The organism is Marinomonas sp. (assembly GCF_965225885.1).
In the GTDB taxonomy this organism is placed as follows: domain Bacteria; phylum Pseudomonadota; class Gammaproteobacteria; order Pseudomonadales; family Marinomonadaceae; genus Marinomonas.
Genome location: NZ_OZ245329.1, coordinates 261,783 through 276,275 on the forward strand (window position 1 = coordinate 261,783; position 14,493 = coordinate 276,275).

The following is a 14,493-nucleotide window of genomic DNA, read 5'->3' on the forward strand; positions in this document are numbered from 1 at the left end:
TCGTTTGCTTGGTATCCTAAATTATTAAGCTTCTGCTTTGATGGTATTGGGCTTTGTTTGAATACTTGCTTTGAACAGCAATCCAGCAAACAACACAATACCGATAACACGAGCGCCCAGCACGGTAATAGACGTGTCCGTTGCTGCTGCAGGCCAAGCGATTAGTACCGCTGCGACCACATAGGCCAAACGGGTAGACCAAGATAAGTTCTCACGTAACCAGCCTGAAAAGCCGATGCTCATCGATGCAGTTGCCAAGGTCGCAAACGAGATAGCAGCAATAACACTAGCAGTTGTTCCGATCAACAAAACCCCCGGCATAGTGACGAACAAGAAGGGCACCAAGAGTTTTACAAAACCCAAACGCATAGATTCAATCGCCGTCTCATTAGGATCTGCTCCGGAAATAGTAGAAGCAGCGTAAGCAGCCAATGCGACAGGAGGAGTAATCGCTGATACCAAACCAAAGTAAAAAATAAACATATGCGCCGACAAGGTTTCCATACCTAACTGTGTCATCGCCGGAGCAACCAATACCGCGAGCAATAAATACGCTGCCGATGTCGGTAGTCCCATTCCTAAGACAAAAGACGCCAACGCAGTGAGCAACAAGACAGCCCACAAATTGCCGTCGCCCAGTTCAATGATCAAACCTGACAACATCAAGCCCATACCGGTAAGATTCAATATCCCGATAATCACGCCTGCTGCAGCCACGGCAGCAACGATTGGCAAAGTTGAAGACAATGTCTCTTTACAAGCAGCTATAATATCTAGCGCATTTATACGAGTGGCTTTTTTCCAAGGACAAACTAACAAACCAGCTAGAATCCCCATCACTGCCGCTTGAGTTGGTGACTTGCCTGAAATCATCAGGCCGATCAAAACCACCAATGGAAGCAGAAGATAGCTCTTCGTTCTCAGAGTTCTTAGTAACAACTGTAAGCCCGCTTCTGTGTCTCTTGCTAAGTTAAGACGTCCTGCCTCAAGGCGAACTGAAATCATCAAGGCTAAAATATACAAAAGCGCGGGAACCAAGGCCGCCATTGCCACTTCAGCATAAGGAATCCCAATCATTTCCGCCATCAAGAAAGCCGCAGCGCCCATAACCGGCGGCATAATTTGTCCAGCGGAAGACGCAGCGGCTTCGATAGCTCCAGCCAGTTTTGCGCTGTAGCCCACGCGTTTCATCAACGGAATAGTAAAAGTACCTGTGGTCACTACGTTCGCCACAGCGCTGCCATTAAGGGAGCCAAGCAATGCGCTAGACAAAGCCGCAGATAAGCCAGGACCACCTTGCACACGCCCAGTTAAACCACGGGCCAAATCAACAAAAACCTCGCCCGTACCAATTTTAGTTAAAATGGCACCAAACAAGCCGAATAGGAAAATATACTCAACGGCGACGCCCATGGGCACACCATAAACCCCTTCAGTCGATAACATCAGAGTTGACGTCAGACGGCTTAGATCATAACCACCGTGACCATATTTACCAGGGATCAAATAGCCAAAGTACGCGTAAAGGAAAGCGAGGGCCATTAAGGTAATCAATGCCCAGCCTACCGCGATACGAACAAAAACAAACACCACCACAATGAGAGCAATAAAGATCAACCTATCTTGCTCAACCGACATAGCGCCACGCATAACAATGTCAATGTAGTAATGCCACAAATAAGGTCCAGGAATTAACGCTAATAAAGCCAATAGATAAAACGCTCCACGACCCACGACACTTTTGTATCTCAGGGCATAAAACAGCATGGCAGCCGCTGCGACTAAAGAGAAAAACGACGATCTCAATATCAACGCAGTAATGCCACCATAATACGCACCGTAAAGTACAAGACCGGCGATTCCAGCGGCGATCACACTAAACAATAAAGAGACTGCTAGACGTTCCTTGCCACCAGCGAATTTTGATTCAAGGAGCAAACTTTGAAAGCCATTGCTGGAATCTGATTTCAACATAGTAGCTCTCCTAGTTTGCGCTTACTTCGTCATAATACTTTTTCGCGCCTGGGTGCAACGCAACAGGAGTGTGTTTTGCGGTTTCTAACGAAATTGCTTTTGCTTGTGGGTGAATTTGACCTAGCTCATCTAGATGAGAAAAAATTGCCTTGGTGATATTGTAAATTTTGCTCTGGTCTTCTTTACCGCTGGTAAACAATATAGCTGGATCGTTAATCATCAAAACCTGTTTGGTTTGATCTGGGTAGGTTCCAGCAGGTAGAGAGTAAGCTTGGTAGAAAGGGTATTTTTGGATCAGGCTATCGAGTTTATTAATATCCGCTGACAACAATTTCATGTCGGTTTGTGAATCGAGATCAATCAAAGAGGAAGTCGGAGCACCTGCCAAAACCACTGTTGCATCAACTTGGCCGTTTACCAGGGCTTTTACCCCTTCATTGTAAGAAAGAAAACGTGGTGTGATATCGTCAAAGACACCATATTCTTGTAACAAACGTGTTGCTAAAACAGCGGCATTACTTCCTGGAGGCCCCATGCTGACACGTTTGCCTTTTAAGCCTTCAAAAGAGTCGACACCATTTCCGGAAATCGTCGCCACCTGCAATACGGCTGGATACAAGTAGGCAATACCAGCAACATCCAATGGTCCACTTACTTTAAATGGGCCTTCGCCATTCTTAGCTTCAAATAGGGTAGAAGATGATGAAAGCCCGAGTGTCATTTGGCCTGCTGCCACTCGATGGTTGTTCTCAACAGACGCACCAGTTACTTCCGCTCGTGCCGTGGTGTTATCCATATACTTGTTGAGTGTTTCTGAAATGCCCGCGCCAATCACATAAAATAAACCACCGGTTCCGCCAGTACCAATGGATACGCGCTCCGCTGCTTGAACAGGGCTATTGACTAAAGTCGCACACAAGGCGCTCGCTATAAGCAGTTTTTTAAACATAGTATTCTCCAATTTATTTTTGTTTTGGTCGTACTTTAGCAAGTACTTAAAACACTTTAGCGAGGAAACCTTTCATGAACCTTTCATGGGTATTTAATAGCCCATAAAAATAAAATCTATGGTAATAACGAAGACGAAGAATCATTAGGAGCGGAAAACCTAGCATTGTCCCACTCATGATAAATAAGCCGTTTCTTGGCATCATCTGTCTGAATAAGTAATTCAAGGCCAAGAGGAATTGGGCGAAAAATCCCATGCGGTAACTTGCTTAATTCATCACGACTATAAGGGCCTGTAACCTTTGTACTAATTGGCGTAATGCCAGATTGATTAGCAAGTATCTGCTGCCCTTCTGGAGACAATAAAAGGTCAATAAAACGCTTCGCCAATGCCGGCTGTTGGGCATCACGAGGGATAAATGCTGTACGCATAATGATGGTCGTATAATCCGTTGGCATGATGGTTTTGATCCATGCATACTTTTGTGACCACTGATATGAATAAGCACCAACAAGATTATAGGCGATAAATATCTGACCTTTTAATAGCGCATTTAGCATCGACGATGTATCTGTATAAAGCCGGGCTTGATGCGTACCAAACGCTTCTAACAATCGTCCATAACTGCGAGATTGTTGTCCATCATAGGCCCACGCCAAATAACCTAAACCTGACTGCTGAATATCAAACAGGCCAATTTTTTCGTCTAAAAGATGATTCTTACTGCGGATCAAATTCAATAACTGCTCGCGACTCAGCGGCAAAGCCTCTCCAGCCAAAATATCGCTATTTAGCGCCGTTACGATAGGTTCGTAGGTAAACCCAAACAGCTCATTTCGCCAATGTGAATCCTTGGGGACATTACTAAGCTCTGGCGAATCATAAGCCAATGCGTAACCATCGTTCGCCAATTTAAATTGAAGATCCATCGCAGGGCTAAGCATCACATCAGGCCTCATATTAGGCTGCGAGACAAATTGCTCGTATAAATGACGAGTATTCGATTCGGTGTAATGAATAGTGACATTCGGATACTTTTCTTGGTATGCCCTAAACAATGGCTCAATTGCCTGATGATTTACAGCACCATAAATAGCGAGCACATCCTCCTGATGATTGGGTTGTTTATTCAAACTTGGAAAAGCGATATAAGAATCTTGTCGCACTGCATCAGCAAACACCATACGACTAACCAAGATTAAGCAAAGTCCCAGCACATAACTAACTTTCATACGACAGCCCTTTTCGTTGGGGAAAAATAACTTCCACAATCAATCCGGTTGGCTGGTTGTCTTTTAAATGGAATCTGGCGTCATGATGCTCTGCGACTTCTTTGGCAATGGATAAACCAATCCCTGAGCCAGAAGCAAAGTTATCCGGGCTACGATAAAAATACTCAAAAATATGTTCCTTATCCTGATCTGGAACCCCCACTCCTTGGTCTCGAATTTGTAACACGATCGACGTCTGAGATAGCTCATCCATCATCATTAATTCAACTTCAACGACACCACCTTTTGGACTGTATTTGATGGCATTTTCAATGATGTTTTGTAGCATTTGTTTAAGCGCAAATTCATCCCCCTTAATAGTAACGTGGATGTCTCCTATATATTCAATTTCAACCTGTCGCTCTAATGCCCAAACCACCAACTCGCGACAAGTCTCTTTGATCACATGATCCAAAGCAACAAGACTAAAAGGGTGACTCTGATAACGGTGCGTCAATGTAGCGCGGCTAAGCAGCTGATTAACCGTATTGGTCAATACATTGCTGCTTTCTAAAATATGCTGTAGTTGCTTTTGCCTTAGCTCTTCATCGGTTTCATCTAGGGCATTTTGGGCCTGTGAGTTTAGGCCTGCCAAGGGAGTGCGTATTTGATGAGCCGCCTCTGCGGTGAAGCGTTTTAAACGGATTAAAGTATTATCCAGTTGAGCCATAAAGTAATTAATGCTCTTCAATAAAGGCGCTATCTCACTGGGTACTTTGGCTTCCAGTGGCGATAGCTCTTGGGGAGAACGTTCTGTAATGGCTTGTTTGATTGCCTGCAGTGGCTGTAATACTCGCCAAATAACAAAAAGCAATAACAGCAAAGTGATAAAGAAAAACAAGGTAACAAACTGCAGCGCCATATGACTAATTTCGGTCGCGGCAGCGCGTCGTGCGTCTAATGTTTGCCCAACAATAATAAAAACATCGTTAACGCTATCCGCCTCTAATAAGCGCTTTCCCAACGCAACAAAACGCACCGTTTCACCGTGATACATGGCTTCATAATAAATAGGAATAAATTTCTCTTTTTCGATGGATTGCTGAAGCAACTGGGTGAACGGAATATTGGGAAGATCTTTGTACCCTGTCAGCACCTGATACTGTCCATTCATAATGGAATAAAACGCGCGGTCTGAGGTAGATAGTGCCAAGGTTTCAAAAGCAGAAACAGGTAAATCGATAAAGAACTGCGAATCCAAGAGACTAATATTCTCGGCCATTTGCAAAGCAGAACCATATAAAAGCCGATCATAAGACTCTTTTGCCGCCCTATTCGCATAGATATGAGCACTCCAAAGAGCCACAACATTAATGACGATCAGCACCGTCGCCACCATCAAAATCAATTGCCGACGAATCGACGTAGTAGCCTTAGCCATAATGTTTTTCCAATAAGTAACCAAGGCCACGAATGGTTCTAATATTGATATCACTGTCTTGCAGAGATTTTCGCAAGCGCGCTACATAGATTTCAATCACACTTGGATTTGGATTTTCATTAAAGTTATAAATATGTTCGATCAATGCCTCTTTGCTTAAAACCCGTCCAGTGTGGGTGATAAACACCTCTAATAAACGAAACTCTCGTTGTTTTAGCTCGACTAAATGATCGCCAATAGTCACAGTGCATGCTTGCAGGTCTAAACTGACATTACCGTATTCTATGATGTTTTGTGCTTGCCCTTGGCTACGACGCAGTAAAGCACGACAACGAGCTTCAAGCTCACCAAAGTCTACCGGTTTGGTCATATAATCGTCAGCTCCTAGATCCAAGAGCTCTATGCGATCTTTTACTTCATCACGGGCAGTCAGCACAATCACCGGTGTATTAGAATATTTTTTTCGGAGCGTTTGTAATATTTGAGTCCCCGTCATATCCGGCAAATTTAGATCCAATAGCATGAGATCGTATTCTTGCAAGGCCAACATCTGATTTGCCTGTAAACCAGTCTGTGCAAGATCAAGACCATGCCCCATTCGACTGATTCTTTGGCTAATGGCTTCGCCTAAAATACGATCATCTTCTACTACTAAAATACGCATGGTAATGGTGCTCTTGTGGCTTATTTATTGTTATAAAGAAAATTGAATGTGTGCTATTCAGTTATTATTCGGGACATGGTCAATTTAGCCTATATTCCAACATGAATGAATGGAGTATCGCTTCTATTAATGGATTCGCTGAAAAATGAATACCGTGTATTTCTCCACCATAAGAGATTCTATCTATCTGTGTCCTCCATTCTTCCTTTATCTGTCCATGTGCAAACTTATCGAAAACACGTAAAATAGTGAGCTTATTTTCGCCTCACTATGACAAAGTTAAGGACTCAACATGATTCGCAAAGATATGTTTTTGGCGCTGATTATTATCGTCGCCTGGGGTTTTAACTTTATCGTAATGCGTTGGGGATTAGACGAACTCACGCCAATGATGTTGGGTGGATTACGCTTCCTCGTTATAGGTATGATTGGTTGCTTCTTTTTCTCTCGCCCTAATACGCCGCTGCTTTGGTGTATTGGTTATGCCTTATCATTGAACTTCGGGCAATTTGCTTTTTTATTCAGCGCCATATCTTTCGGAATGCCGGCAGGACTGGCTTCTTTGGTGTTGCAGTCCCAAGCCATTTTCACTCTATTATTCGCTATTTTGTTGCTAAAGGAAGCCGTGCGACCTTACCAAGTACTCGCCATTGGCATTGCCATTGGAGGCTTGGCGGTCATCGGATTGGACAATGAAGACTCCACAATGACGGCGCTTGGCTTTGGCTTAACTTTAGCCGCAGGATCTAGCTGGGCAATGGGAAATATTTTCACCAAAATCATTAGCCGCAAAGGCTACGATGCCAACCTAAACTTAATCGTTTGGTCGAGCTGGATTCCGCCAATCCCTTTCTTTCTGTGTGCCTACTTCATTGATGGCGGCGATGTCATGTGGAGCAACATCATTGAACTAAGCTTTAAATCCATAGCGTCACTCGCCTACCTATCGCTCTTTGCTACCTTGGCTGGCTATGGTTTGTGGAGCTATTTATTGTCTCGTTACCCTGCGGCAACCGTAGCACCCTTAACCTTGGGCGTACCTGTGGTCGGATTAACATCAGCAGAAATTTTTCTGTCAGAAACGGTTAGCGGTATGCAATGGATAGGAATTTTGGTCGTTTTGATTGGTTTGATGCTAAACACGTTTGGTGGACGCTGGCTAAAAAAAGTTAGCCAGCGCACCGCTTGAAGTCGTTTTGAAATTGAAAGTAGGTTAATTTTTTCGGTCTTGTTGTGCGTCGATTTTATCCGCAAGAAGTGCCACTTGAGCCTGTAATTCTGAGATTTGCGTCACCAAAGCCTGATGATTACTCTCTTGGTTTTCGTGCTCTTCCTGCGCGGTTTCACGCGTCATCACGTCTAATACCACACCGACCATCATGTTTAAAAACACAAACGCGGTTAAGAAAATGAAGATGATGTAGAAGATCCAGCTAAACGGATACACTTCCATGGTCTCATACATCACATCCGTCCAATCTTCGAACGTAGCCACACGGAACAATGTCAGCATTGAGATAGCAATATCACCCCAAAGCGTTTCATTCACTTGATGGAAAAAGATCGAGCCAACCGCCGCGAAGATGTAAAAAATGATAAACATCAACAAGGCAATGTAACCCATTTTGGGAATGGCTTTAAGCAAGGCATTAATCAAGAAACGCAAATCAGGAATGATAGACACCAGACGCAAAACTCGGAACACTCGTAACAAACGTGCGACAAGAATCATCTCAGTCTCGGAAATTGGCATCAAACTACCGACAACAATAACAGTATCAAAAATATTCCAAGGATCGGTAAAGAAGCGACGTTTATCATCACAAGCAATAAAACGAAGAGAGAGTTCGACTAAAAAGAAAACCGTAATAAAGTTATCTAAGTAATTAATCGCTTTATCAATGCCATAAGGTAAGGAATAGGTTTTTGCACCAACGGTCAAAGCAGCAATAATAATGATGCTGATAATAAAACCTTGAAACCACGCGCTACGCTCCACGCGTTTTATCTTCGCGAACCAATTTTCAGAACGACTCATTTCCATTATTTTTTCTACACCCAATATGCAATCTTGAAATCCTGCATTAAAGACAGGAGCCGCCATATTAAGTTCATATCGTGAAGAAGAAAAGCAGAAGCTGGTCAGGTCAATATGACTAGGTCCGTTTTACCCTAACAACTTTCATAATTTCAACTGGAATTCCCGCGACCATTTCTTGAGTCGGGTAATAGGTGAGATTCACACGAGCACCGCGTAAGGTGCGATATTTGCCTTGGCGTTTAAAGCGAAATGGGACATCGTAGCCTTCGATCATTAAAGTGTGTAGCACCCAGTCTTCTTGCGGGCGTTGGGCATGAGATTTTACTTTCAGCGCATCGGAATGTATCAGCGCATCATTATTTTTTAACAAAGACTCAGGATCGGATTTCACGAGAGATTTCCTTTCTTAAAGATCAAAGCATCTTAGTATGACACAAATATCTGCAATCTTAAAAAAACTGATCAATTTTCACCCAACACTAAGCGGAAGGGCTCTCATCCTCTAGTTTATTCACTGATGTGTTGGGTGTTTTAAATTGGCTCATGGCCATTGCCGCTTCTCGGCTATCAAACCGAACAACGGCTTTTTGTAGAATCAAACTGTTTGGATAAGTGACAATATCCCCTGATAATCGATGGATAATCACGTGAAAAGACGATATCTCCATAATCTGTCCTAATATCTCATCGTCCTTGTCGACAACTTTTATCCAATCCCCAACTCGATATGGAAAACCAAAAAAGATGATTAAGCTCGCAGTAATATTGCTTAAAATGGACCATTGGGCAAAGAGCGCAACACCAACAACGGCGAACACAGAGGAAAAAAAGATCGCCAGCTGCCCATAACCTATCCCCAACACCAAGCAAACCAACATGACAAAAATCGCGGTAAAGCCAAGATTTAGCATTTTTGAAACGTAAGTTATTCTCACTTCGTTGGCGAAGCTCTTTTGCCCTAGTAGCCTTACTGTCGACTTTAAAATACGAGAAACGATGATGTAAGCCACCACCAGTAAAGCGATTAAGCCAATTTGCACCATCATGCTTTTTCTCCTAGTACGGATTTATAAAACATAAAACAACACACCAGGAATAATCCCCACACTCATCAAATTACTGATCAACACAATCGATGCCACCTTGTGGGGCTCCTGTTGATAAAGTTCTGCCACCATATAATTCAACACCGCTGGTGGCAAACAAGCAAAGATAAGTAAGTAGGCGAAATTCTCTGGCGACATACCAACGACGTAATACCAAATGACAGCAATAACCAGGCCACTTAATGGACACAGAAAGCCGCTGATCACACCCAGTTTCCATTCACTAAAGTCGACATTCGTCATACGAACACCAAGCGCAAATAACATCAGAGGAATAGCGATTTGCCCCATCATATCAACGGATACCTTGACTGCTGGCATAACAGTCCAACCTTGTAGGCTCCATATTAAACCCAATATCGTCGCGATGATCATCGGCATTTTCAGCACATTAAGGAGGTTGGTTTTTGGGTTAAGTAAATACATACCAACGGTAAAATGTAGCAAGTTCTCGGTAAGGAATAGCACCACTGCGATAGGCAAAGCCGATTCACCAAACGCCAGTACAATCAAAGGAATCCCCAAGTTGCCACTGTTGTTAAACATCATTGGAGGAACCAAGGTTTTAGGCGAAATTTTTAGCCACTTACATAACGGCCAAACCAGTAAGCCTGAACCCAATACCACCACAGTAGCGGCAATGATCAAGTCCACATATAGGGCAATATGGAACTCTTTCGAAGCCATAACAGAAAAAATAAGCGCAGGGCAAAAAACACTGATATTTAAACGGTTCGCCACCGTCATGTCCGTAGGGCGAACTCGTGCATATAAAAACGCCACCAGCACGATACTGGCCAAAGGGAAAACTGTATTAAAAATTTGTAAAAATAACGTCGAAGTGTCCATTAATAGCCTCTTTCACGAAGGGCATTAGCTTAACGCCCTACTTACAAAAGACCAAGATGGATTAAGAATTAGTTTTTCTCTATTAACCTTGAAGGAATTAAAATAAAACGCTGAGCCACGTCTTTGCCTTTTAATAAATCCATACCAATTTCGATGGCTTTTTCCGCCATAGGAATAGGACGCTGAACAGCGGTAGCAATCCAAGGATTATCCTGTTGCTTAATAATCTCGGCAGCAAATGGCGCACCGTCAATCGACGCCAATACAAATTCGTTACGATTCGCTTGCTTCGCCGCACGCAAAGCACCAAACGCCGTTGGATCATTAATGGTAAATACAGCATCAATGTGATCATACTCTTCCATCAAATACGTCATTGCTTCCATTCCGCCTTCAACACTGCCCGTACCATTCATTCGGTCACTTAACAGGACAATATTCGAATATTTATTTAATGCCGATTTACAGCCAGCGACTCGCTCGATGACAGACGAAACTAAGACGCCATTAATAATGACAAAATTACCTTGGTAACCAATTTTCTCAGCCAGTTTCTCACACGCTATAGCGCCTGCTTGAACATTATCTGTCGTAATCGTCGCATCAGCACCTTGGGCATTTACATCTACTGCAATCACTTTAATACCGGCGCGTTGAGCCTTGGCAACCACCGCCGCTAACTTGTATTCGTCCGCAGCGGTTAAGATGATCAAATCGACTTTTTGCTCGATAAAATCATTGATTTGACCAATTTGTCGTTGCCAATCATACGCATCTGAACGAATAAGCATTTTTACTGGCTCACCCGCCAGCTCTTCCGCTTTTGATGAAACCGTGTCCACTAGCTGAACAAAATAGGGATTGCCCAAATCAGCAACACTAATACCAATCGATTTAAGGGGTTGAAGCTCTGAAGATTGTGGCTCTGAGGATTGTGAAGCCAAAGGGGAAAGCGAAACGGCGACAATCAAAACCGCCAATAGGCTTGGCATCAGGCGATAAGCCTTCCAAAGCTGTCGAGCTTTATGAAAACGCACCACTGACTGTTTAATTAGGCTCATTTTGTTTCCCCTGATGAAAGGCCGCTATTTTGCCCTACCTGACGGCAGATAAAAATAGCGACTGGGTTTTTATCTTAGGCCGCTTCGCCCTCTGCCTCTGATTCACCAATCTCCATCGCGCCCGTCATAATAGCAACGGCATCAGACATGGTATGAGACTGAGGCGTGACAATTGCTGCGCGTTTACCCAATCGATGGATATGGATACGATCTGCGACTTCAAACACATGGGGCATATTGTGACTGATCAAGATAATTGGCAAGCCACGATCACGAACCTCTTTGATCAAGTTCAATACACGACGTGACTCTTTCACACCAAGCGCTGCCGTTGGTTCATCCATGATCACAACTTTGCTACCGAACAAGGCAGAACGTGCAACCGCCACACCTTGGCGCTGACCACCCGAAAGTGACTCAACCGCTTGGCTAATATTTTGAATGGTCATCAAACCTAGCTCGGTCATTTTATTCTTAGCGCGGCGCTCCATTTCTTTCTTATCCAGCATGCGAAAGACAGAACCTAGAATGCCAGGCTTCAACAACTCTCTGCCTAAAAACAAGTTATCGGCAATGTTTAATGCTGGCGACACGGCTAAGTTTTGATAAACGGTTTCGATGCCTAACGCGCGCGCTTCCATTGGTGAAGAGAAATGCACAGGTTTGCCATCTAACAGTATTTCACCTTCGTCTGGAATCAAAGCGCCAGACAAGGCTTTGATTAACGAGGATTTGCCTGCGCCGTTATCGCCAATCACCGCTAATATTTCACCGGGATAAAGTTCAAAATCAGCATGATCAATCGCCGTTACACTGCCATAACGTTTTACCAAATTCTTTGTTTGTAACACGGGAGTTTTATCGTATTGAGCTACCATTATGCTGTCCCTCTTCGGATCCACTGATCAACACCAACGGCGACAATAATCAAAATACCGACGGTGAACTCTTGCCATAACACATCGACACCAGCGAGTGCCAAACCATTACGAAATACGCCTACAACCAAGGCGCCGATTAAGGTGCCGTAAATAGAACCTCGACCTCCAAACAAACTACAACCACCAATTACAACGGCAGTAATACTGTCCAAGTTTGTGGTGTAACCCGCTTGAGGGCTCACAGAACCGATACGACCAATCAAGACCCACGCACCCAGCGCACATACCACACCAGCCAAAATATACACGGAAAGCAAAATACGATCAGTACGGATACCCGCTAATTTCGCTGCCGCGGGATCATCGCCTGTTGCATAAACGTGACGTCCCCATGGCGTCCAATTCAGCGCATACCAAATCACAAAGAAAATCCCCAACATCAACAAAGAACCATAAGTTAATCTGGCACCAAAGACGTTGATGGTTTCACCTAACCACTGCAACAAAGGTGCAGCAGCACTGATATCTTGAGAACGAATGGTTTCACTTTTTGAATACCACAAGTTCAGAGCAAAAAAGACGTTCCACGAACCTAATGTTGCGATGAAAGGCGGCAACTTCATACGTGTAATCAGCAAGCCATTAATAAAGCCAGCAATCGCGCCTACGCCGATACCAATCAACAAGGCAAGCCAAGCTTCGAAGCCATAGTCCATCGCCATGCGACCCATTACGACGGACGCTAATACCATGATGGCACCCACGGACAAATCGATACCCGCGGTTAAAATAATTAAGGTTTGAGCAACACCAATCACACCGATAATAGTGACCTGTTGCAGGATTAAAGACAGGTTAAATGGGTGTAAAAAACGCCCACCGACAATCGTACTAAACCCGATAATAGCCAAGATAAGAACAATACTTGGTGCAGCGATTGGATAATGATGAAGAAACTTTTGGAAACGCTGCACAAGGGTTTCTTTACGCTCGAACTTGGCAACATAGGTACTGGCTTGGTCCGCGACTTTATCGTGATCAAGTACCGCTGTAGACGGTTTTGGGTTGGTAGAACTCATAGACTACTCCAGACAGGAAACATTACTAGGCAGAAAAGGTCACTTAAGATAGAAAAAACGCCGTTAGCCAAACGCTCGACTAACGGCAAATCAGGGCACCTTCACACCCATCTATCACAAGAGATTAATTAGCCCCAACACATCGCCAAACCAGTTTTAGACGAAACAGATTGAACGCCTTTCACTGGTTCATCAGTAATTAACTGAACGCCTGTGTCGAAGAAATCTAGACCATTTGACGCGGAAGGACGTGAGCCAGATTTGGCAAACTCAACAATCGCAGTAACGCCTTCAGAAGCCATTTTAAGAGGGAATTGCATGGAAGTAGCGCCGATTACGTCATCTTTGATATTACGAACACCTGGGCAACCACCATCAACAGAAACGATCAATACGTCTTTTTCAAGTCCGAAAGATTTCAATGCCTCATACGCACCAGCCGCAGCAGGTTCGTTAATGGTATAAACCAAGTTAATTTCTGGATCTTTTTGAAGTAGGTTTTCCATCGCACGACGGCCACCTTCCTCAGAACCTTGCGTTACATCGTTGCCAACAATACGAGGGTCCGTTTCATCGCCCATACGTTTTGGATCTTTAAGATCGATCCCAAAACCTTTCAAGAAGCCTTGGTCACGTGCAACGTCGACGGTCACTTGGCTAGTACTTAAATCAAGCAAGGCAATTTTTGCGTCTTTGGCTTTATCGCCCATTTTCGCTTTTGCCCACATGCCAATCATTTCTCCGGCTTTAAAGTTATCCGTCGCGAACGTCATGTCTGCCGCACTAGCAGGACTAAGAGCGGTATCTAACGCAATAACGAGCAAACCTGCATCACGTGCTTTTTGAATAGTCGGAACAATAGCGGAGGTATCGCTAGGCGTAATAAGAATACCTTTGGCACCTGCGGAAATTAAGTTTTCGATTGCTTGAACCTGAGTTTCGTTATCGCCATCGTAGCGACCGGCGAAGGTACGCAATTCAACACCAAGCTCAGTGGCTTTTTGCTGTGCGCCTTCTTTCATTTTCACGAAGAATGGGTTGGTATTGGTTTTGGTGATCAAACCGATGATTGGGGTTTCTGCCATAGCCACAGTAGACAATGTGCCAGCAGCGACTAGACAAGCCAATTTTTTATACGGAATACGATGCATGAATTTCATTGTTTTTATAACTCCAATTTTTGTTTTTATTATTGGCAGCGATGCCATTCAAAAACAGATCCAGCCCCGACTCTGTT

At 43.9% G+C, this 14,493-nt stretch carries 14 protein-coding genes; 1 reads left to right on the top strand and 13 read right to left on the bottom strand.

What is annotated here, in order from left to right; all coding sequences use genetic code 11:
* Positions 1–24: 24 nt before the first annotated feature.
* The 5 genes from ACO05V_RS01210 to ACO05V_RS01230 all read right to left on the bottom strand — a co-directional run bounded on the left by ACO05V_RS01210 (position 25) and on the right by ACO05V_RS01230 (position 6,239).
* Positions 25–1,974, bottom strand: coding sequence for a TRAP transporter permease (locus tag ACO05V_RS01210; RefSeq protein ID WP_421846743.1), 1,950 nt, complete (start codon positions 1,972–1,974; stop codon positions 25–27).
* Positions 1,975–1,984: 10 nt separating this feature from the next.
* Positions 1,985–2,923: a TAXI family TRAP transporter solute-binding subunit gene (locus ACO05V_RS01215; RefSeq protein ID WP_421846745.1), complete on the bottom strand. Its 939-nt coding sequence runs from the start codon at positions 2,921–2,923 to the stop codon at positions 1,985–1,987.
* Positions 2,924–3,039: 116 nt separating this feature from the next.
* Entirely contained in the window at positions 3,040–4,155 is a 1,116-nt protein-coding gene (locus tag ACO05V_RS01220; protein ID WP_421846747.1) for an ABC transporter substrate-binding protein, read from the bottom strand.
* Entirely contained in the window at positions 4,145–5,575 is a 1,431-nt protein-coding gene (locus tag ACO05V_RS01225; protein WP_421846749.1) for a sensor histidine kinase, read from the bottom strand. The genes ACO05V_RS01220 and ACO05V_RS01225 overlap by 11 nt, the downstream gene beginning before the upstream one ends.
* Positions 5,568–6,239: a response regulator transcription factor gene (locus ACO05V_RS01230; protein WP_421846751.1), complete on the bottom strand. Its 672-nt coding sequence runs from the start codon at positions 6,237–6,239 to the stop codon at positions 5,568–5,570. Before ACO05V_RS01230 ends, ACO05V_RS01225 begins: the two co-directional genes overlap by 8 nt.
* Before the next feature lie 292 nt (positions 6,240–6,531).
* Between ACO05V_RS01230 and ACO05V_RS01235 the strand changes: the two genes are divergently transcribed.
* Entirely contained in the window at positions 6,532–7,428 is an 897-nt protein-coding gene (locus tag ACO05V_RS01235; protein WP_421846753.1) for an EamA family transporter, read from the top strand.
* Between the two features lie 24 nt (positions 7,429–7,452).
* Here the strand turns inward: ACO05V_RS01235 and ACO05V_RS01240 are convergent, their stop codons facing one another.
* From ACO05V_RS01240 to ACO05V_RS01275, 8 genes are all read right to left on the bottom strand, one after another.
* Complete coding sequence (locus tag ACO05V_RS01240) at positions 7,453–8,283, bottom strand: ion transporter (RefSeq protein ID WP_421856846.1); 831 nt, start codon at positions 8,281–8,283, stop codon at positions 7,453–7,455.
* A gap of 112 nt (positions 8,284–8,395) precedes the next feature.
* The gene (locus ACO05V_RS01245; RefSeq protein ID WP_072842024.1) at positions 8,396–8,671 is read right to left on the bottom strand and encodes a hypothetical protein; all 276 of its coding nucleotides are present in this window, start codon (positions 8,669–8,671) and stop codon (positions 8,396–8,398) included.
* An 88-nt stretch (positions 8,672–8,759) separates the two neighbouring features.
* On the bottom strand, positions 8,760–9,326 hold the full coding sequence (locus ACO05V_RS01250; RefSeq protein WP_421846755.1) for a mechanosensitive ion channel domain-containing protein: 567 nt from the start codon (positions 9,324–9,326) through the stop codon (positions 8,760–8,762).
* 21 nt (positions 9,327–9,347) lie between these two features.
* A complete protein-coding gene (locus ACO05V_RS01255) occupies positions 9,348–10,235 on the bottom strand; it encodes an AEC family transporter (RefSeq protein WP_255827095.1) in 888 nt (295 codons plus the stop codon).
* Positions 10,236–10,303: 68 nt separating this feature from the next.
* Positions 10,304–11,296 (bottom strand): substrate-binding domain-containing protein, encoded by a 993-nt coding sequence (locus ACO05V_RS01260; RefSeq protein WP_421846758.1) that lies wholly within the window; start codon positions 11,294–11,296, stop codon positions 10,304–10,306.
* Between the two features lie 74 nt (positions 11,297–11,370).
* On the bottom strand, positions 11,371–12,174 hold the full coding sequence (locus ACO05V_RS01265; RefSeq protein WP_421846760.1) for an ATP-binding cassette domain-containing protein: 804 nt from the start codon (positions 12,172–12,174) through the stop codon (positions 11,371–11,373).
* Positions 12,174–13,256, bottom strand: a complete 1,083-nt coding sequence (locus tag ACO05V_RS01270) for an ABC transporter permease (protein WP_421846762.1) — start codon at positions 13,254–13,256, stop codon at positions 12,174–12,176. The genes ACO05V_RS01265 and ACO05V_RS01270 overlap by 1 nt, the downstream gene beginning before the upstream one ends.
* Positions 13,257–13,384: 128 nt before the next feature.
* Entirely contained in the window at positions 13,385–14,416 is a 1,032-nt protein-coding gene (locus tag ACO05V_RS01275; RefSeq protein ID WP_421846764.1) for a sugar ABC transporter substrate-binding protein, read from the bottom strand.
* Positions 14,417–14,493 lie beyond the last annotated feature (77 nt).